The following is an 18748-nucleotide window of genomic DNA, read 5'->3' as shown; positions in this document are numbered from 1 at the left end:
GACGCCGTCACCGCCAGGTGGCCAGGTCGGGGTCGATGCCGTGTGTTCTCGCCGCTTCGTCGACGGTCTGGCGGAACCAGCTCGCCAGACCGTCGCGGATGCCGTCGTAGTGGGCCGCGAATCCCGGGTCTGCCTCGAACATCCGTCCGAGGCAGACCTGCATCTGGCGTGTGATCGGGAAGAAGTTGCCGAAGATCTCACGGTGAAGCTCGGCGACGTTCCGATGCGGATCCCAGCCGGGGCCCGAAGCAGGTCTCCTGCTCGTCGGGGCTCAACGGGATCCCGTGCTCGTGCGCCTCGGCCATCGTGGCCAGTCGTTCCTCGAGCCGTTGCAGGTCGGCGATCCGCGCGGCTAGCCGTTCGCGCTGCGCCTCGAGGGTGGCTCCGATCTCCGAGGCCGCGTCATCGAGTACGCCGCGGATCGCGTCCAGCCCGAGGCCGGTCTCCCGGTAGGCGATGATCCGGCTCAGCCGTTGCAGGTCGGCGTCGGTGTAGAGGCGGTATCCCGCCGGCGTACGAGCCGATGGTCTCGCGAGGCCGATCTCGTCCCAGTGGGCAGCGTCCGCACGGTCACGCCGATCAGTGCGGCGGTGTCGCCGACCGTCAGGCCGGTGTCGTGCGGTCGCTCAGCCACGTACGTCATTGTGCCCTCGGGTCTCGTTCGGTGCCGGGATGCCCATCGAGTCGAGGTTGCGGGCTTCCCTGGCTCGTGCCGTCGTACTGCTTCGCGGCTGTGAAGACCACTCGGGTGCGCTCGGGCGTGATCACCTCGATGTCGCGGGTGTTCCAGTAGGTGTCGCGCGGTCCTTCGACGCTGTCGGGGGCGATCGCCCGGCAGTTCTCGGCGATCTGGTCGATCTGGCTCAGTACGCAGGAGAAGCTGACGCTCGTGGCCGGCGGTGCTGTCGACTCAGCGAACCCAGAAGTCCATCGAGGCGGCCAGGTCGGCGCATGGAACGGTCAGGAACTGAGGCAAGCCGTAGATCCCGCGGAACGGCTCCGGGGCCACCGCGTCTGGTCCCGGCAGCGGCACGGGGCTGACCTCGAACGCATCGTAGTAGTCGCTCATGCCCGGAATCGTTCAGCCTCACGTTGCGTGAGGGTCAAGCCGACCGGGGATCAGACGACGAGTCTCGCGACCAGATCGCCTTGCCGGCGGCGCGCACCCGGGTCCTGCCGGGCTGACGCCTGCTCGACGATGAACCCATGCGGTGCCAGCAGGTTCCCGAGCGCCTCGGCGGACCAGTAGTAGGCCGTGTGCACCGCGTGGTCGAACGCCTCGCCGGGCTCGCCGTCGAAGAACCCGATCAGCACCGACCCGCCGGGCGTGAGCACGCGGGCGAACTCGTCGAGGATCGCGGGAAGGTCAGCGGGCGGGGTGTGGATGATCGAGTACCACGCCAGGATGCCGCCGATCGACCTGGCCTTGAGCGGGAGCGCGGCGAGATCCGCTCGCTCGAAGCTGACGTCTGGGTACCGCGCTCGTGCGGCGGTGACGAACTCGGCCGAGGCATCCAGGCCGAACACCTCGCGTACGCCGGCCTTGGTGAGCTCCTGGCTCCAGAGGCCCGGGCCGCAGCCGGCATCTAATAGGCGGCCGGTCGTGGTGTCTCGCCAGGTGGTGATCGTCTCGCGGTCGCGCTCGGCGAGCTGGTCGATCGTTCCGAACAGGTCGATGTACTCGGCTGCGCGGCCGTCGTAGGCTGCGCCGATCTCGGTCATGGTCATTGGTGACAGAGGGTAGCGGGTTCTGCTGCGGCGCAGTGTCTGTGCGGACTTCCAGCGTGGGTGGGGCCAATACGTTGTTTGGGTTGGGAGATTTAGAAGCAGGGTGCCTGGGTTGGGTGCCATTTGGCTGTCTTGCGGGCTTCCAGCAGCGGTCTGGGTTTTCGGGGGATACCTGTCCCTGATTGGGTTCATTGGTTTTGCGTTGTGTGGTAGGCTCGGCGCAGGCATGAACGTGAAGGCCGACCACCTCGAAAGAGGCGTGCCCTATTCATCCGGGACACAACGGGTGTGGGGTAATCCAGGGGAACCAGGGGCGTGAACGCTGAGCTGCGAGGGTAAGTAATAGCCCGTACTGCCGGGCCTCCGAGACCAGCGAACCAACCGGGATTCTGCACAGGCAGAAACCCTTGAGTTCGTACGTCGGGAGGTGACCGGTTCGATGACCACGCTGCAGCAGCCACAACACCCTGTGCTCGGGGCCGTGGTCGCGGTTACTGCCTCGCTTGGTCTGGTCGCTGAGGCGAATCCGGCGTTCATGGCCACCGATCAGAAGGCCGCCACCTTGGTCGAGATCGCTCGGGCGAAGGCGCAGTTGGCTGAGCTCGAGCTGCGAGTGCTCGCCGCCGCTGACGACGTCGCGGCCGAGAGTGCCGCGCGGGATGTGGCGGCGTGGTTGCATCACCACACCCACCAGCGCCCCGAGACCCTGCGCGCCGACCTCCGACTCGCCGAGGCTCTGGACCGTTCCTTCGGGCTGGTCGGGGCCGCGATGCGGGCCGGTGCCTGCAACTCCGTCCAGGCCCAGGTGATCGTGAATGCCCTCGACGAGCTCCCTGCCGACCTTGATCCCGAGATCCGAGCGAAGGCGGAGGAGACGCTGGTCGGCTATGCGACCCAGTTCGACCCCACCCAACTCCGTCGTCTCGGGCGCCGGATCCTCGATGTCATCGCCCCCGAGATCGCCGAGGCCGAGGAAGCCCGACGCCTCGCCGCGGAGGAGGCCCACGCCCGCAAGAAGACCCGGCTGGCCATGCGGCGCCTCGGGGACGGCACCACCCGGATCTCCGCTGTGGTTCCGGATGCGGCCGCGGACCGGCTCGCCACCAACCTCGAAGCCTTCGCCTCACCCCGCCGCGACGACGGCACCCGCACCGACACCGGCGACTACCTGCCCTACGCCCGGCGCCTGGGGCGGGCGTTGTGCCAACTGCTCGAAACCCTCGACCCGACCCAGCTGCCGATCCACGGTGGGGATGCGACCACGGTGATCGTGACCATCGACCTCGACCAGCTCCGCAAAGAGGCCGGCGTCGGCGACATCGTTGGCGGAACTCAGATCACCGCCGCCGAGGCTCGACGCCTGGCCTGCACCGCAGGCATCATCCCCGCCGTCCTCGGCGGCGCCTCGGAAATCCTCGATCTCGGGCGCAAGGAACGCTTCTTCACCGCCGCCCAACGCCGCGCCCTCCTGCTGCGTTCGGCGACCTGTGAGGCCGAGGGCTGCGACATCCCCGGCACCTGGGCCGAGGCCCACCACTGGATCGCCTGGGCCCAAGGCGGTGCCACCGACCTCGACAACGCCGCCCTGCTCTGCTCCCATCACCACCACCGCGCCCACGACGCCGCGTACCTCCACGAACGCCTCCCCAACGGCGACATCCGCTTCACCAGACGCACATAGGTCGACCGATCACAGCGATTCACACCGCGCCAGCCGAGCGCACAACAACCGCCCGACTAGGTCGAACAGGCGCGTCTGCCCCATGCCACGGATTCGGGTCAGAGTGCCTGCCGCGCCCCGCGGGAAGCGGGCACCGCCGCGCACTTGCGGCTTCATACCTCCGGCGTGAATGGCTTACTGCTCGGCTGCTGCGAGTCCTGCCTCCGCTCCACTTGGGTGTGAGGGGCACGGCGACTCGGCGTTGTTGGACGGCGTGCCCTCGGAGCGCGTCGTGGCGCTACAATTTGCGCATGCATGCAAATACGCAACCTCCGGTGTGGGAGGACGACGTCGTCACTCTTGCCGTCGAGGTGCTGCGGATGCTGGCTGATCCGACACGCCTCCAGATGGCGGGGCTGTTGCTGGATGAGGAGCGGTCGGTCTCCGAGCTTGCCTCGATGTTGGACAAGCCGGTGCCCGGGGTCTCGCAGCATCTGGCGAAGATGCGGATGGCTCGGCTCGTGACGACGCGGAAGGAGGGGACCTCGGTGCTCTACCGGGTCGAGAACGGGCATGTGCGCCAGTTGGTCCTCGACACGATCGGACACGTGGAGCATCTCCTGGATCAGGTCCCTGCGCACCACCGGTCGGGGGAGGAGCCGGCATGACCCATACGTTGCACGATCACCCACGTGACCACGCCCACGCCGGCCATGGACACGGTCACGATCATGACCACGGCCATACGCACGATGGGCGGTGGGCGCGCGCCAAGCATGCGGTCTCGGACGTCTTCGGGGCTCACTCCCATGATGCGGCGGATCAGGTCGACGAGGCGTTGGAGGCTGACGTACGCGGCCGGCGGGCGCTGTGGATCAGCCTCGGTGTGCTCGCGCTGACGGCGGGACTGCAGGCAGTCGTCGTGAGCCTGACCGGGTCGGTGGCTCTGCTGGGGGACACGCTCCACAATGTTGCCGACGCGCTGACGGCGGTGCCGTTGCTGGTGGCGTTCTGGCTCGCTCGGCGTCCAGCCAACGACCGGTTCACCTATGGGTACGGCCGGGCGGAGGACCTCGCCGGTCTCTTCGTCGTCGCCATGATCGCGCTCTCCAGCATCCTCGCCGGCTGGGAGGCCATCGACCGGCTCTTCCATCCGCGCGAGGTCGAGCACGTCTGGGCGGTTGCGGCGGCGGGGGTGGTCGGGTTCCTGGGCAACGAGATCGTCGCGCGCTATCGGATCCGGGTGGGCCGCCAGATCGGCTCAGCTGCCCTGGTTGCGGACGGGCTCCACGCGCGTACGGACGGCTTCACCTCGCTGGCCGTGGTGTTCGGTGCTGCCGGGGTCGCGGTCGGGATGCCGTGGGCCGACCCGGTGATCGGGCTGCTCATCGCCATCGCGATCCTCGGTGTGCTCCGCTCGGCGCTCACGCAGGTCGGCGCTCGGCTGATGGACGCGGTCACCCCGGATGACGTACGCAGGGCGAGGGAGGCGGTCGGCACGGTGGAGGGCGTGCTCGAGGTCCGCAGCCTGAGGCTGCGGTGGATCGGGCACACCCTCCACGCCGACGGCGACATCACCGTGTCAGCCGAGCTGCCCGTCTCTGCCGGGCACGACATCGCCCATCACGCCGAGGAGCATCTCCTGGAGGCACTGCCGCGGCTGACCAGCGTGGTCCTCCACGTCAGCCCCGACGGCGCGCACACCTAGGATCTGCGTCGATGAACATCTTCGAATTCGACGGCAAGAGTCCGCAGATCCATCCCGACGCCTGGGTGGCGCCGACAGCGACGCTGATCGGTGACGTACGCCTCGGGCCGAACGCCAGCGTCTGGTACGGCGCGGTGCTGCGTGCCGACGTCGGGCCGATCATCATCGGCGAGGGCTCCAACGTGCAGGACAACTCAGTGCTGCACGTACGCCCCGGCTCCTCCCTCGAGATGGGCCCGCACAGCACGGTCGCGCACGGCTGCGTGGTGCACGGCGACCGGATCGGGACCGGGTCGCTGATCGGCAACGGGGCAGTTGTCTCCGATGCCGTGGTCATCGGCGACGGCTGCCTGATCGCGGCCGGCGCGATGGTGGTCGAGGGGACCGAGGTGCCCGACCACAGCCTGGTGATGGGCGTGCCGGCCAAGATCCGCGGCACGATCGAGCCCGGCACCAACCCCGCGGCGATCCTCGAGCTCAACGCGCCCGGCTACGTCGCCCTCATGAAAGAGCACAGTATGAAGCTGCACCGCGCAACCGTGCGGCCGGTATAACCCTCACCCTGAGGTGGAGGGTCAGTCGGCGCCGCAGGCCACGCAGTGGAGCGAGCCGACCCGGCGGTCTGCCTCGCAGGTCGCGCACGGGGCGATGGTCTCGCGGCCGCAGCCCTCGCAGTGCTTGCCGCGGACCGGGTAGCCACAGTAGGGGCAGTCGCCCTTGCGTACGCGCATGGCCGGGATCCGCTTGGCCAGGAGCCGCTGGACGGCGACGAAGACCCCGACGGTGGCCGCGGCGCCGAACAGCGACAGGATGAGCGGGCCGAAGTCGGCGTACTCGAAGGTGTAGTGGAAGGCGAAGACCAGGGCCATGATCACCCCGGTCGCGGCGAGCGCGAAGCCGAGCGGGAGGAAACGGGAGCCGCTGCGGCGCAGCCGGTAGAGGACCCAGAATCCGACCAGGCAGAGCACGATGATGAAGCCGAGGCGGATGCCGATCTGGATCGCCTCGTGGCCGGGGATCTCGCACGCCGTCTGGCCGTTGTTGCACTGGTCCCAGTCCATGTAGAGCGGCCACCAGCCGGCGACCTTGACGTAGAACCAGACGGTGCCGACGAGCAGGAAGGCGGTCAGTGCGACCGCCAGGAACCGCTCGCTGCGGGTCGACTCGACCTCATCGGCGGAGATGGGGGTCTTCATGGCGTGCTCCTGTGGGCTCGGGTGCGGGCGTGGAAGCCGACCTCGAGGCGGCAGTCGAGGGCGGCTGCCACCCGGAGAAGGGTGTCGATCTTGGGTGGGCGGGACCCGGACTCCAGCCGTGCGATCGCCGACTGGGTCGTGCCGCAGAGCTCGGCGAGCTCGCGTTGGGAGAGGCCCCGCGCGACCCGGTGCTCGGTGACCTGCGCGGCGATCCCGACATAGAACGCGGTGTCCTCGTCGTCGGTGCTCATGAAATCGAAGATATCGCAGTCCTGCTATGACTGTCCATAGCAGGACTGCTATCGATTCGCTGAGACGATTCGGGGGCCGGGTCGCGTACGGCCTAGGCTTGACGCTCGTGAAGACGTTCGACGAGCTCTGGGCCGAGCTGAGTGAGAAGGCCCGGACCCGACCTGAAGGATCCGGCACCGTGGCGCAGCTCGACGCCGGGGTCCATGCGATCGGGAAGAAGCTGGTCGAGGAGGCCGCCGAGTCCTGGATGGCGGCCGAGTACGAGGGCAAGGAAGCGACCGCGGAGGAGATCTCCCAGCTGCTCTACCACGCCCAGGTGCTCATGCTCGCCAGCGGGATCTCGATCGACGACGTCTACTCACACCTGTAGGGGAACCTCATGACAACCGATGAAAAGCTTCTCCGGATCGCCGTGCCCAACAAGGGCTCGCTCTCCGTCGCGGCCTCCGAGCTGCTGCGCGAGGCGGGCTACCGCCAGCGCGACGACTCCAAGCGTCTGACCCTCATCGACGAGGAGAACGGCGTCGAGTTCTTCTACCTGCGCCCGCGCGACATCGCGCTCTACGTCGGCGAGGGCACCCTCGACATCGGCATCACCGGCCGCGACCTGCTCCTCGACTCCGGCGCGAAGGCCGACGAGGTCATCGGGCTCGGCTTCGGCCGAAGCCGGTTCCACTTCGCCGGCCGCGCCGGCGCCTTCACCTCGGCCGAGGAACTGCGCGGCAAGCGGATCGCGACCTCCTACGTAGGGGTCGTCTCCGCCTACCTGGAGCGCGAGGGGATCGACGCGAGCGTCACCCGGCTCGACGGCGCCGTCGAGACGTCGATCCAGCTCGGTGTCGCCGACGCGATCGCCGACGTGGTCGAGACCGGCTCCACGATGCGACAGGCCGGCCTGGAGATCTTCGGCGAGCCGATCATGCGCTCCGAGGCCGTCGTGATCACCCGGTCGGGGGCGCAATTGCCGGAGGCGTACGAGACGTTCAAGCGCCGCCTGGACGGCGTCCTGATCGCGCGCAGCTACGTGATGATGGACTACGACATCCGCGCCGAGGACCTCACCGAGGCCTCCGCGATGACGCCCGGCCTCGAGGGGCCGACGGTCAGCCCGCTGCACCGCGAGGGCTGGGTCGCCGTCCGCGCGATGGTGCCGCGTGCCGGTTCGCAGAAGCTGATGGACGACCTGTACGCCGTGGGTGCCCGCGCGATCCTGCTGACGGAGATCAATGCCTGCCGGATCTGACGCCACCGGACCGAAGCCCACAGGATCCGACCTGCCGGTGAAGCTGCCGCACACCTGGCGTCCGCTCGGGGCGCGCGTCATGGGCTGGTTCCTCGTGACCGCCCTGGCGATCATGTGCACGATGGTCTGGGTAGGTTTCACGCCCGAGATCAAGGCGCAGGTGACCATGTTCGAACGGCTCACCTTCGGCTTCGTCGGCCTGCTGATCCTGACCTGCGTGCACGCGGTGACCCGGTCGCGGGTCGTCGCCCGTGAGGACGGTCTGACCGTGGTCAACGGCTACAAGCGCCGCGACCTGGAGTGGGCAGAGGTCCTCGCGATCAACTTCCCGCGTGGTGCGCCGTGGCCCACCATCGACCTGGCCTCGGGCCACAACATCTCCGTCCTCGGCATCCAGGCCTCCGACGGGGGCGCATCGAGGAAGGCCGTACGCACGCTGCGCACGCTGGCCGAACAGCTGTCCTAGCAGCGACCCTCCGGCGAACCACTTACTACGCTTCGGGGAAGACTCGGCCGAACCGCGGATCTCGGCGCCCGCGGCGACTTAACGTGTCTGCGTGATCTCATGGACTCGTGCTCTCGCGGCGCTGGCGGCCGTCCTCACTCTGATCTCGACCGTGCCGGCTCAGGCCGCGCCGGTGCACCCGGTCGGCACCTGGGGTGCCTCGGCCGACGAGGTGGGCGGTGCGACCGGCGCCGCCGGCCTGGCGGACCGGTCGGTGCGCAACCTGGTGCACACCTCGCTGGGTGGCTCCGGCGTACGCATCACCCTGTCCAACGTGTTCGGCGGTCGTCCGGTGACGTTCGCCTCGGCACACATCGGTCTGGCCGGGGACGGAGCCGCGGTGGTGCGCGGTACGAACCGACCGCTGACCTTCGGCGGCGCCGACCAGGTCACCGTCGCCCCCGGCACCGAGGTGCTCAGTGACCCGGTCGACGCGACGGTGCCGGCTGATACGACCCTGGCGGTGAGCTTCCATGTCGTCGGCGAGAGCGGCCCGATCACCGGGCACGACGTGGCCACCCAGACCTCCTACCTCTCCGGGACAGCCGGCGCGGACGTGGCCGGCCAGGAGTCGGGCGCTGCGTTCACGACCCAGATCTCCAGCTGGTACTGGGTCGAGAGCGTCGTCGTCGAGAAGCCGCGCCGGGTCAAGACCGTGGTGCTCTTCGGTGACTCGATCACCGACGGCAACGGCTCCACGATCGGAGCCGACCAGCGCTACCCTGACGTGCTGGCCGACCGGGTGGCGGCGAGCTCGTACGCCGGCCGGTTCGGGGTGATGAACGAGGGCATCTCCGCCAATCGCGTGCTCGTCGACAGCACCGGTGGCCAGCGCGGTCTGGACCGTTTCCGGCGAGATGTCCTGGACCAGCCCGGTGTCTCCACGGTCGTGCTGCTGGAGGGGATCAACGACATCCGCTGGGACGATGCCGACGAGGCCTCCGACCTGATCGTTGCCTACCGCGACCTGATCGCGCAGGCGCGCGCCGAGGACGTGTGCGTCGTCGGCGCCACCCTGACCCCGTACGAGGGCGGCAGCCGCTACACCCCCGCGCGCGACCGGGTGCGGGTCGCGGTGAACGAGTGGATCCGGACCTCCGGCGAGTTCGACGGCATCGTCGACTTCGACGCGGCCACGCGTGACCCCGAGCGACCGGCGCGGTTCCTGCCGGCGTACGACTCCGGGGACCACCTCCACCCCGGCGACGCCGGCTATGCGGCGATGGCCGAGGCGTTCGATCTGGAGCTGCTGGAATGTGACCGCTGAGCCGGCTCAGCGGCGGCCGACGAGCACCCCGAGCGTCACGACCGAGATCGCCATCGAGATGGTGGCGCCGAGGGCGTCGGGGGCGAACAGCGCCGGGATGCTCACCAGCCCGGCGATGTCGAAGCCGCGCACCGCGTTGCCGAACAGCGAGACCGGCATCGCCCCCATCGGCGTCGAGACCATCGCCGAGGCATAGTCGGGCGGGGGAGCGACCAGCCACCGGGTGAGCGTGGCCAGTGCGCCGAGCCCGATCGCTGGAGCCAGCAGCGGGTGTGGAAGGGCCCACAGACAGCCCAGCCCGTAGGCCATCAGCAGCACGGTCGGCACCACCAGCGCGCCGAGCCGCAGCTGCCAGGAGGAGGTGCCCAGCAGCCGTGCGAGACTGCTCGATCGCGACAGCACCCGCAGCCCGGCGCCGAGCGGGATGGCTGCCCCGAAGCCGAGCACCACCATCACCGGCACTACCAGCGCACCCGCGCCCGCCTCCGCCAAGGCGTACGCAGGCACCACCGCGGCGGCGGGTGCCAGGACGCGCAGCGGCGCCCGCCGCAGTCGGACGAGATCGGCGGTGACGAGCGCGAGCGGCCCGCGAGGACCCCGGAGGCGACGCGCCCGGACGACGGCACGCTGGCTGCTGGTGTGCTGGAGTACGACGTCGTAGGCGAGGGCGGTGTCCATCCCGGCGAGGGCGCCGGAGAGGCCGTTGGCCAGCCCATGTCCGCGAGTCAGGTCACGACGGTGCAGGTCACCGAGACGCCGGCGCGCGAGCACTGCGGCCCCGGCGGTCACCGGCGCGAGCACAGCCGGCACCAGCCACCACCGCGCGTCCGCGGGCGGGGTCAGCTGGGCCGTGACGCCGGCGGCCGCGGCCGCCACCGCGGCCAGGGCGACAAGCGCCGTCACCGGCCCGACCATCCGCCATGCCGACCCCGGTCGCGCCTGCGCGACGGTCCCCGCGGCGTACGTCGCCGGTGCCAGCAGCGCCGCGGCGAGCGCCAGCGCGCCTCCGGTGAGCAGCGGCCAGCCCGCGGTCACGGCGGCGAGGAGGGCCGGGACCGCGGCGGCGAGGGCTCCTAGGGTCAGGACTGTCGCGTACTGCCGTCCCAGCCAGCGGCCACGGTCCACCGGCGTGGAGAGCACCAGCGCCGAGGTCGCGGGCGAGGCCATGAGCGGTCCCAGGAGCCGGAGCGCCGCGGCGCCCAGGGCCAGCCAGATCAGCACGAGAAGGACCGGTCCGGCGGCGCGGGTGCCGACGCAGGCCCCGGTGGTGCATCCCTCCACCGCCTGCCCGGCATTGACCACCGCGCTGACGAGCCCCGAGCCGTAGATCAGGACCGTCAGGAGAGCGAGGTAGGCCTGGTAGAGCACTTCGCCCCAGGGTGCGGTGACGTGACCGCGACGCCACTCGCGGACCAGTCCGCGGATCTCAGCCGGCGTCGGCGCCGGTGTCTCCGTGCTCATGCTTCGTCGGAGGAGGAGCCCAGGCGTACGACGTCGTCGGCCACGGCCTCCACAAGGGCCGCGTCGTGGCTGGCGAAGAGGATGCCGACCCCGGCCTCCTTCTCCCGTTGGAGCAGGTCGGCGAGCCAGATGGCGCCCTCGGCGTCCAGCCGCTGTTCGGGCTCGTCGAGGAGCAGCAGCCGGCGGGGCCGGACCAGGAGGAGCGCGAGTGCGAGCCGCTGACGCTGACCCGAGGAGAGCGACCCGGGCAGCTGGTCGGCCTGGTCGTTGAGGCCGACCTCGTCCAGCACGCCGTCGACGGTGCCCTCGGGATCCTCGACCCGATGGGCGTGCGCGACCAGGTCGAGATGCTCGATCACCGCGAGGTCTGGGAAGAGGTCCAGGTCGTCGAGCAGAGCGGCGACGTCGCGGCGCATCTGCGCAGAGCGCTCGTCGTACGGCCTGCCGTCCAGCAGCACCTCGCCGGCGGTCGGCTCGTCGGCCCCGGCCACGCAACGCAACAGTGTCGACTTGCCCGACCCGTTCGTACCGGTCAGGGCGATCGCCCGGCCGGCTGCGAGGGTGAGGTCGAGCCCGTCGAGGACGGCGTGGTCGCCGTAGGTCCTGCTGAGCCCGGAGACGGTCAGCAGCGTCATGTCAGCGCGGTGATGCCCCAGGTGACCTCGAGGCGCTCGTCGGGGGCGAGCGAGACCAGGTCGGTGCCGGAGTTGAACGCGTCCGGGGGAGCGGTCATCGGCTCGACGGCGAGACCGCCGCGGGCCGGCGACTGGTCGTCGGCGCTGTAGACCATCAGCCACGGGTGGTGCTCGTCGACCCAGAGCGAGACGCCGCCGTCGGGGCCCTGGATCGTGACCGTCGCTCGCCCGTCCTCGCCACGGTCGAGGTCCGTGAACGCGTGGTCGAGGACGACGTCGCCGATGGGCTTGGCGGAGGTGAAGTCGTAGGCCGTCCCAGCCGTCGCCTCGCTCGCGGTGGGCAGCTTGCGCTCGGGGTCGGAGAGCAGGCGCGTCCGCGCCGGAAGAGTGAGCGTCCACTCGTCGACCGGACCGGCCCCGACGGTGAGATAGGGGTGCGCGCCGGCGGCGTAGGGCGCGGGGGAAGCGGCGTGGTTGGTCGCCGACTGGGTCACGGTGAGCCCGTCCGGCCCGATGGCGTACGTCACCTCGAGGTCGAGCGTCCACGGATAGCCGCTCTGCGCCATCAACCGGGTGGCCAGGGTGATCGAGTCCTTGGCCTCGTCGATGGGCAGCCACTGCGACCACCGCACCAGCCCGTGGGAGGCGTTGTTGCGCGCGACCTCGGTGAGCCCGAGCTGGTAGGTCTTCCCGCCGAACTCGTAGCGGCCGTCGCGGATCCGGTTGGGCCACGGCGCCAGCAGCTGACCCTTGCCGCCGCTGGACTGCTCGTCGTCGCCGAACCCGGCGATCAGCTCCCGCCCCTCGTAGGACAGCAGCCGCAGCGCGCCGCCACTCTCCGTCACCGTCGCGGAGTAGCCCCCGCCGTCGATCGTGAACTGCTCTCCACTCGGTCTCAGCACGGTCACAGGCTATCGAGGTGGCCGGTCCACCCCGGTGGCCGGTCGGGTTAGCCTCGGGCCATGGAGCGACGACAGCTGGAGTTCTTCCTCGCGATCGCCGAGGCGGGCAGCTTCACCAGCGCCGCGGCTCGGCTGCACGTCGCCCAGCCGTCATTGTCGTACGCCGTGCGCGGGCTCGAGCGGGAGCTCGGCGGTCCGCTCTTCGAGCGTCACGGCAGGGGAGTGCGGCTCACGCCGGCGGGCTCGGCGCTGCTGGGGCCGGCCCGCCGGGTCGTACGTGGCTTCGAGCTCGCCGCGGGTGCGGTCCGGTCGGTCTCCGACGAGGGGTTCGGGCGGCTGCGGATCACCTCCAGCACGGTCTGGGCGGTCGAGCCGCTGGTGCCGGTGCTGGCCGAGTTCCGGCGGATCCAGCCCGGCGCGCAGGTGGTCGTCACCGACCCGCAGCACCGCTCCGACGTCCTGGACCAGGTGCGCAAGGGCGAGGCCGACGTGGGGCTGATCGACGGCGCGACGCCGCACGGCCCCTTCGGCTCGCACCCTCTCGCCGAGCACGAGCTGGTGGCGGTCCTGCCGCCTTCGGCCGAGGCGCCGGAGGAGATCAGGATCGAGGAGCTCGCCGAGGTCGGCCTGATCGCGACGCCGGCCGGGACGGCGCTGCGTACGTTCCTGGATGCCCGCCTGGAGGCCGCCGGTCTGCCCACGGAGGTCGCCATCGAGACGGCCCATGTCGCCTCGATCATCCCGCTGGTGCTGGCACGGGCCGGGGTCGCGATGCTGACCGAGGGTATGGCAGGTGCGGCGTCGCGAGCCGGGGCGAAGGTCGTTCCGCTGACCCCGGTGACGCGGGTGAGCGTGTCTCTGGTGTGGCTGGAGGAACGCGGCGACGCGCTGGTCGAGCAGTTCGTCGCGCTTGCCCAGGATCTCACCGACCAATGACCCATCTATAGAGAGTCTCTATCGCAGCATCTCGATCTTTGTCTTGCTCGCTGCGTGGACGTGCTGGAACACCCAGAAGGCGAATGTCTAGTGTGTTAGACATATATGAACCGATTGGATGGAGCACGCATGCGCCGCCCCCACCGCCTTGCTGTGGCCGCACTCGCCATCGCGGCGACAGCCGGCACCCTGACCGCCTGCACGACCGCGAGCGAGCGTGACGGCTTCGCCCAGAGCGACTCGGGAGGAGCCGAGGACTCGGTGGTCCTCGCCGAGCAGCCGTGGGTCGACCTACAGGTCGAGAACGAGATCGCGGTCCAGATCCTCCAGGAGCTGGGCTACGACGCGAGCATCAAGAAGAACCTGTCCGTCGAGAACGCGGCGACCGCGGTCTCCTCGGGCCAGATCGACGCCTACCTCGGCAACTGGTGGCCCTCTCAGGAGCCCAGCTTCGGCGACCCCATCGACGAGGGCGACGTCGAGGTGCTCTCCACGATCGTGAAGGGCACCGAGTACGCCCCGGCGATCCCCGGCGACGTCGCCGACGAGCTCGGCATCATCTCGCTCGCCGACCTCGACGCCAACGCCGCGAGGTTCGGGAAGAAGATCTACGGCATCGAGGCCGGCTCCCCGGGCAACGAGACGATCCAGAAGGCGATCGACGAGGACGCGTACGGCCTGGGGGACTGGAAGCTGGTCGCCAGCGGCACCCCGGCGATGCTCGCCCAGGTCGAGAAGTCGCAGAAGGCCGGCCAGCCGATCGTGTTCCTCGGCTGGAGCCCGCACTGGATGACCGTGCGGTTCGACGCCGCCTTCCTCGAGGACCCCGACAAGGTGTGGGGCGGCGCCGGTGAGATCCGCACGGTCACCCGCAAGGGGTTCGAGGACGACAACCCGGAGATCGCCGAGTTCCTCTCCAACCTGACCTTCACCACCGACGAGGCCGGGCAGTTCTACTACGACCACGACAAGTCCGGGAAGGAGCTCGCCGACATCGCCGAGGCGTGGATCGACGACAACCCCGACAAGGTCGCCGAGTTCCTCGACGGGGTCGAGGACGCAGACGGAGAGAAGGCGGAGATCTGATGAGCGAGACGACGTTCCAAGCTGACGAGACGACCGAGCCCGCGATCGTCGGGCGTGGCCTGAGCAAGGTCTACGGTCTCGGCAGGAGGCAGGCCGAGAAGGCACTGGCCGCCCAGGACCCGCGTGCCGCGGCGGCCGCCGCGGGCGGCTACCTCGGCGCCCACGAGATCGACTTCGAGATCGCCAAGGGCGAGATGTTCGTCGTGATGGGCCTGTCCGGTTCGGGCAAGTCGACCGTGCTGCGGATGATCAACCGGCTCAACGAGCCCAGCGCCGGCGAGCTGCTGATCGACGGCGAGGACATCACCAAGGTCTCCGACCAGCGACTGCGCGAGCTCCGCAACAACGGCATCGGGATGGTCTTCCAGCACTTCTCGCTCTTCCCGCACCGGACGGTGCGGGAGAACGCGGCGTACGGCCTGAAGGTACGCGGCATCGCGAAGCCGGAGCGGCTCGAGAGGGCCGCCGCCGCCCTGGAGCGGGTCGGCCTGGGCGGGCGCGGCGACAAGCTCCCGCACGAGCTCTCCGGCGGCATGCGGCAGCGGGTCGGTCTCGCCCGCGCGCTGGCAGTGGACCCGCCGATCCTGCTGATGGACGAGCCGTTCTCGGCGCTGGACCCGCTGATCCGTCGCGACATGCAGGATCTGCTGGTCGAGCTCCAGGCCCAGGACCAGCGCACCACGGTGTTCGTCACCCACGACCTCAACGAGGCGATGCGCATCGGCGACCGGGTGATGGTGATGCGCGAGGGCCGGGTCATCCAGCTCGCTCCTGGGCCCGAGATCGTGGCCCATCCTGCCGACGACTACGTCAGCGAGTTCGTCTCCGACGTCGACCGGGCCCGGGTGCTCAGCGCCGCCGACCTGATCCGGCCGGCCCGCCTCGTACTCCCCGAGGACATCACGCCCCACGACGCGCTGCGCAGGCTGGGGGAGAACGAGGTGACCGGTGCGTTCGTGACCGGCGCGGACGACAGGCTGCTGGGTGTCGTGACCGACGACCGGCTGGTGAGCCTGACCCGCCGCGGCGCCAAAAGCGTCCATGGCGCGCTGGGGGAGGACTACCACAAGGTCAAGGAGGGCGACGTGATCGGCGACTTCATGCATCTGGCGGGCCGCCAGGTCGTGCCCGTCACCGTCCTCGACGAGGACGGCAGGCTGCGCGGCGTGGTGCCGCGGGGCGCGATCCTCTCGGCGCTCTCCACCGTGAACGACACCGTCGACGACGAGGCCGCGGAGGTGGCCCATGCCTGACCTTGACATCGGCGACATCGGTGAGGACGTCATCAACTTCCTCACCGAGAACCTCGGGCCGTTCTTCGACGGCATCAAGGAGGCGCTCAACTTCCTGCTCCGGATGGTCTACAACGTGCTCGGTGGCCTGCCGCCGCTCGCGATGATCATCGTGCTCGCCGTGATCGCGCTCCTCGTGACCCGCCAGGTCGTACTGACCCTGGTGCTGACCGCCGGGCTCCTCCTGATCGAGTCGATGGACCTGTGGTTCGAGACGATGCAGACCACGACCTCGGTGCTCGTGGCGACGCTCGTCGCGCTGGTGATCGGCATCCCGCTGGGCATCTGGTCGGCCTTCTCGCCACCGCTGCGGGCGGCGCTGCGGCCGGTCCTCGACCTGATGCAGACGCTGCCGGTCTTCGTCTATCTGCTGCCGACGATCCTCTTCTTCGGTGTCGGCGACGCGCCCGGCCTGGTCGCGACGATCGTCTTCGCGCTGCCGCCCGCGGTCCGGCTCACCCAGCTCGGGATCAACCAGGTCGACGCCGAGACCGTCGAGGCGGCCACCGCCTTCGGCGCGGGCCGCTGGGAGATCCTGCGTGAGGTCCAGCTCCCGCTGGCGAAGGAGTCGATCATGACCGGCGTCAATCAGGTCATCATGCTGGCCCTCTCGATGGTCGTCGTGGCTGGCCTGGTCGGCGGCTCCGGCCTCGGCGGCGTCGTCGTCAACGCGGTCCAGGGCCTGCAGATCGGCGCCTCGATCGAAGGCGGTCTGGCCGTCGTCGTCATCGCGATCTACCTCGACCGCGTCTCGGCTGCGCTCGGCGGCCAGCGTGGCCTGGTGCCGTCCTGGTGGCCGAAGCTCGGCCGCGGAGCCCGTGCCAAGACTCCCGAGCCCGAGCCCACCCCCGCCTGACCCGAAATCCCTGATCGGAGGAGAACGACTGTGACCATCACCGAGCTGCATCGCCCCGCGGACGTCATCGAGACGCCCTCGGGCGTGCGCGTCCGCCGCGCCGGCGCCCGGATCGGAGCCGTCATCGAGGGCCTGCACCTGGCCGAGGCCGACGACACCCAGATCCAGGACGTACGCAACGCCCTGCTGCGCCACAAGGTGCTCTTCTTCCGGGGTCAGGACGGGCTCACCGACGAGGCGCAGAGCGCCTTCGCGGCCCGGTTCGGTGGGCTGACGACCGCGCACCCGACGGTCAACACCGGCTCCGGGCGCGTGCTGCGGGTCACCGCCAACGCCGGCATGGCGGCCAACGCCTGGCACACCGACGTCACCTTCGTGGACCGGGTCCCGGCGATCTCGGTGCTGCGCGCGGTCACCCTGCCGCCCTACGGCGGCACCACGATCTGGGCGAACACCGCGGCCGCCTACGACCGGCTCCCGGAGCCGCTGAAGGCCCTGGCCGACGCGCTGTGGGCGGTGCACACCAACTCCTACGACTACGCCCAGCGCGACGAGGAGCACGACCAGCCCGACGCCAACTACTCCCGCGACGACTTCGCCTCGGTCCACTTCGAGACCCGGCACCCGGTCGTCCGCGTCCACCCCGAGACGGGGGAGCGGTCGCTGGTCCTGGGCAGCTTCGTCAAGGGGTTCGACGGCCTCACCTCCACCGAGTCGATCCACCTGTTCAACCTGCTCCAGGATCGGGTCACCAAGCTGGAGAACACCATCCGCTGGGCCTGGCAGCCCGGCGACGTGGCGATGTGGGACAACCGCGCCACCCAGCACTACGCCGTCGCCGACTTCGACCACCACCCGCGCGAGATGCGCCGGGTCACGGTCGCGGGTGACGTGCCGGTCTCGGTCGACGGGCGTCGCTCGGAGGTCCTCCAGGGCGACGCGCGGGCCTACAGCCGCCTGGACGAGCTGATCTCCTGAAACCGACGGGGGCTAGGTCGTCACGATGATGTCGGCGCGGGCGGCGGTCAGGTCGCGGGCGAAGTGCTCGGTCTCGGCTGCCGCCCAGGCGTCCCAGTGGGGTGCGAAGGTGTCGCCGTCGCGGTCGATGCCGCGTCGCCGGCGCTCCTCCTCGGGCGCGTCGACCCAGGCGAGGGCGGTGCGGAAGCCGTCGTACGCGGCGGAGCCGCTGCCGACGCCCTCGATGACGAGCAGCGGGCTCGGTGGGACCAGCACGGTCTCGGCGAACTCGCCAGCGTGCCAGTCGTAGCGGCGGTAGGAGCCGGGGGCTCCCTCGACGAGGGGAAGCAGGATCGTCTCGAGCTGGGCGATGCCGTCGGCGAGGCCGTCCCAGCCGGCGTACAGGTCGTCCATGTGGACCACCGGGGCCCGCGTCATCTCGGCCAGGGCGGCGGCCAGCGTCGTCTTCCCGGAGCCGGCGGGGCCGTCGACGCAGATCAGGCGTCCGGGGCCGAGGGTGGCCGGACGGCTCATCGCGATCGCGAGGAGGTCTGTCGTCGGGGAGTCGGTCAACTCAGGAGATGCCGTACTTCTTCAAGATGTCGTTGACGTCAGCCATGTCCTCGTCATCGTCGTCGACCACCGGGCCCTTGGCAGTCTTCGGAGCCGCGACGGAGGCCGGGCCTGCCGAACCGCCGGGCGCGGCGCCGGCGGCGGCCTTCCGGGCCGCTCGGCTCGGCTTCTCCTTGGTGGGCAGGAGGCGGGCGACGAAGATCAGCACGATCGCGAGCGCGGCGATGCCGAACCCGATCCAGACGGTCGGGCTGAAGACCAGGCGCGCGGCCCAGTCGGCGATCGCGTCGACGATCCGGCCGCCGGCGCGCAGCAGGCCGGTCAGGTAGGCCGCCGGGGCGAGCAGCGTCCACCCCGCGGCCTTCACGCCGGCTCCGAGGCCGCGCCGTCGGAACGCGACCCAGGTCCAGATCGCGCCCAGAACGGTGAGCGCGGCGGCTAGTGCGAGGTAGGCGCCTTGGTCCATACCTGCAGTCTTCCACCGTCGTGGT

25 protein-coding genes are annotated in these 18748 nt (G+C 70.2%); 13 read left to right on the top strand and 12 right to left on the bottom strand.

What is annotated here, in order from left to right; all coding sequences use genetic code 11:
- Window positions 1–7: 7 nt before the first annotated feature.
- The 5 genes from OH802_RS20515 to OH802_RS20495 form a co-directional block, all read right to left on the bottom strand.
- On the bottom strand, window positions 8–163 hold the full coding sequence (locus OH802_RS20515) for a TipAS antibiotic-recognition domain-containing protein (protein WP_406021538.1): 156 nt from the start codon (window positions 161–163) through the stop codon (window positions 8–10).
- Between the two features lie 34 nt (window positions 164–197).
- Window positions 198–542 carry a MerR family transcriptional regulator gene (locus OH802_RS20510; protein WP_406029366.1) on the bottom strand — a complete coding sequence of 115 codons (345 nt, stop codon included), beginning with the start codon at window positions 540–542 and terminating at the stop codon, window positions 198–200.
- Window positions 467–634, bottom strand: coding sequence for a hypothetical protein (locus OH802_RS20505; RefSeq protein ID WP_406021536.1), 168 nt, complete (start codon window positions 632–634; stop codon window positions 467–469). Before OH802_RS20505 ends, OH802_RS20510 begins: the two co-directional genes overlap by 76 nt.
- Before the next feature lie 276 nt (window positions 635–910).
- Window positions 911–1069, bottom strand: a complete 159-nt coding sequence (locus OH802_RS20500) for a hypothetical protein (RefSeq protein ID WP_406021534.1) — start codon at window positions 1067–1069, stop codon at window positions 911–913.
- A 50-nt stretch (window positions 1070–1119) separates the two neighbouring features.
- Window positions 1120–1728, bottom strand: coding sequence for a class I SAM-dependent methyltransferase (locus OH802_RS20495; protein WP_406021532.1), 609 nt, complete (start codon window positions 1726–1728; stop codon window positions 1120–1122).
- A gap of 439 nt (window positions 1729–2167) precedes the next feature.
- Here OH802_RS20495 and OH802_RS20490 point away from each other — a divergent pair, with 439 nt between their 5' ends.
- The 4 genes from OH802_RS20490 to OH802_RS20475 all read left to right on the top strand — a co-directional run bounded on the left by OH802_RS20490 (window position 2168) and on the right by OH802_RS20475 (window position 5650).
- Window positions 2168–3409, top strand: a complete 1242-nt coding sequence (locus OH802_RS20490; RefSeq protein WP_406021530.1) for a DUF222 domain-containing protein — start codon at window positions 2168–2170, stop codon at window positions 3407–3409.
- A 290-nt stretch (window positions 3410–3699) separates the two neighbouring features.
- Window positions 3700–4056 (top strand): ArsR/SmtB family transcription factor, encoded by a 357-nt coding sequence (locus OH802_RS20485; RefSeq protein ID WP_406021528.1) that lies wholly within the window; start codon window positions 3700–3702, stop codon window positions 4054–4056.
- Complete coding sequence (locus OH802_RS20480; protein ID WP_406021526.1) at window positions 4053–5096, top strand: cation diffusion facilitator family transporter; 1044 nt, start codon at window positions 4053–4055, stop codon at window positions 5094–5096. The genes OH802_RS20485 and OH802_RS20480 overlap by 4 nt, the downstream gene beginning before the upstream one ends.
- An 11-nt stretch (window positions 5097–5107) precedes the next feature.
- Window positions 5108–5650, top strand: coding sequence for a gamma carbonic anhydrase family protein (locus OH802_RS20475; RefSeq protein WP_406021524.1), 543 nt, complete (start codon window positions 5108–5110; stop codon window positions 5648–5650).
- Between the two features lie 21 nt (window positions 5651–5671).
- Here the strand turns inward: OH802_RS20475 and OH802_RS20470 are convergent, their stop codons facing one another.
- Window positions 5672–6292, bottom strand: coding sequence for a hypothetical protein (locus OH802_RS20470; RefSeq protein ID WP_406021522.1), 621 nt, complete (start codon window positions 6290–6292; stop codon window positions 5672–5674).
- Window positions 6289–6543: a helix-turn-helix transcriptional regulator gene (locus OH802_RS20465; protein ID WP_355017193.1), complete on the bottom strand. Its 255-nt coding sequence runs from the start codon at window positions 6541–6543 to the stop codon at window positions 6289–6291. Before OH802_RS20465 ends, OH802_RS20470 begins: the two co-directional genes overlap by 4 nt.
- Window positions 6544–6650: 107 nt before the next feature.
- On the opposite strand from OH802_RS20465, the gene OH802_RS20460 reads away from it, so the two are divergent.
- From OH802_RS20460 to OH802_RS20445, 4 genes are all read left to right on the top strand, one after another.
- Window positions 6651–6914 (top strand): phosphoribosyl-ATP diphosphatase, encoded by a 264-nt coding sequence (locus OH802_RS20460; RefSeq protein ID WP_008359350.1) that lies wholly within the window; start codon window positions 6651–6653, stop codon window positions 6912–6914.
- Between the two features lie 9 nt (window positions 6915–6923).
- Window positions 6924–7787 carry an ATP phosphoribosyltransferase gene (gene hisG / locus OH802_RS20455; protein ID WP_406021519.1) on the top strand — a complete coding sequence of 288 codons (864 nt, stop codon included), beginning with the start codon at window positions 6924–6926 and terminating at the stop codon, window positions 7785–7787.
- Window positions 7771–8253, top strand: a complete 483-nt coding sequence (locus tag OH802_RS20450; RefSeq protein WP_406021517.1) for a PH domain-containing protein — start codon at window positions 7771–7773, stop codon at window positions 8251–8253. The genes hisG and OH802_RS20450 overlap by 17 nt, the downstream gene beginning before the upstream one ends.
- Before the next feature lie 91 nt (window positions 8254–8344).
- On the top strand, window positions 8345–9559 hold the full coding sequence (locus OH802_RS20445) for an SGNH/GDSL hydrolase family protein (protein ID WP_406021515.1): 1215 nt from the start codon (window positions 8345–8347) through the stop codon (window positions 9557–9559).
- Window positions 9560–9565: 6 nt separating this feature from the next.
- Here OH802_RS20445 and OH802_RS20440 read toward each other — a convergent pair whose 3' ends face one another.
- The 3 genes from OH802_RS20440 to OH802_RS20430 are packed head-to-tail and all read right to left on the bottom strand — an operon-like array spanning window position 9566 to window position 12557.
- Complete coding sequence (locus tag OH802_RS20440) at window positions 9566–11020, bottom strand: DUF6297 family protein (RefSeq protein WP_406021513.1); 1455 nt, start codon at window positions 11018–11020, stop codon at window positions 9566–9568.
- Window positions 11017–11655, bottom strand: coding sequence for a heme ABC exporter ATP-binding protein CcmA (gene ccmA, locus OH802_RS20435; RefSeq protein ID WP_406021511.1), 639 nt, complete (start codon window positions 11653–11655; stop codon window positions 11017–11019). Before ccmA ends, OH802_RS20440 begins: the two co-directional genes overlap by 4 nt.
- On the bottom strand, window positions 11652–12557 hold the full coding sequence (locus OH802_RS20430; RefSeq protein ID WP_406021509.1) for an aldose 1-epimerase family protein: 906 nt from the start codon (window positions 12555–12557) through the stop codon (window positions 11652–11654). The genes ccmA and OH802_RS20430 overlap by 4 nt, the downstream gene beginning before the upstream one ends.
- Window positions 12558–12617: 60 nt before the next feature.
- On the opposite strand from OH802_RS20430, the gene OH802_RS20425 reads away from it, so the two are divergent.
- From OH802_RS20425 to OH802_RS20405, 5 genes are all read left to right on the top strand, one after another.
- Entirely contained in the window at window positions 12618–13493 is an 876-nt protein-coding gene (locus tag OH802_RS20425; protein WP_406021507.1) for a LysR family transcriptional regulator, read from the top strand.
- Between the two features lie 129 nt (window positions 13494–13622).
- The gene (locus tag OH802_RS20420) at window positions 13623–14579 is read left to right on the top strand and encodes an ABC transporter substrate-binding protein (RefSeq protein ID WP_406021505.1); all 957 of its coding nucleotides are present in this window, start codon (window positions 13623–13625) and stop codon (window positions 14577–14579) included.
- A complete protein-coding gene (locus tag OH802_RS20415) occupies window positions 14579–15832 on the top strand; it encodes a glycine betaine/L-proline ABC transporter ATP-binding protein (RefSeq protein WP_406021503.1) in 1254 nt (417 codons plus the stop codon). Before OH802_RS20420 ends, OH802_RS20415 begins: the two co-directional genes overlap by 1 nt.
- The gene (locus OH802_RS20410) at window positions 15825–16727 is read left to right on the top strand and encodes an ABC transporter permease (RefSeq protein WP_406021501.1); all 903 of its coding nucleotides are present in this window, start codon (window positions 15825–15827) and stop codon (window positions 16725–16727) included. The genes OH802_RS20415 and OH802_RS20410 overlap by 8 nt, the downstream gene beginning before the upstream one ends.
- 30 nt (window positions 16728–16757) lie before the next feature.
- Window positions 16758–17705, top strand: coding sequence for a TauD/TfdA dioxygenase family protein (locus OH802_RS20405; RefSeq protein WP_406021499.1), 948 nt, complete (start codon window positions 16758–16760; stop codon window positions 17703–17705).
- A gap of 12 nt (window positions 17706–17717) precedes the next feature.
- On the opposite strand, the gene OH802_RS20400 is transcribed toward OH802_RS20405, so the two are convergent.
- Both OH802_RS20400 and OH802_RS20395 read right to left on the bottom strand, forming a co-directional pair.
- Window positions 17718–18257 carry a 4-amino-4-deoxy-L-arabinose transferase gene (locus tag OH802_RS20400; RefSeq protein ID WP_406021497.1) on the bottom strand — a complete coding sequence of 180 codons (540 nt, stop codon included), beginning with the start codon at window positions 18255–18257 and terminating at the stop codon, window positions 17718–17720.
- A 1-nt stretch (window position 18258) separates the two neighbouring features.
- On the bottom strand, window positions 18259–18723 hold the full coding sequence (locus OH802_RS20395) for a hypothetical protein (protein WP_406021495.1): 465 nt from the start codon (window positions 18721–18723) through the stop codon (window positions 18259–18261).
- Between the last annotated feature and the right edge of the window lie 25 nt (window positions 18724–18748).

The sequence above is a fragment of the Nocardioides sp. NBC_00850 genome, from assembly GCF_045207335.1.
Taxonomy (GTDB): Bacteria; Actinomycetota; Actinomycetes; order Propionibacteriales; family Nocardioidaceae; genus Nocardioides.
The sequence above is the reverse complement of the archived record's forward strand: the minus strand, read 5'-3'. Positions and strand labels throughout refer to the sequence as shown.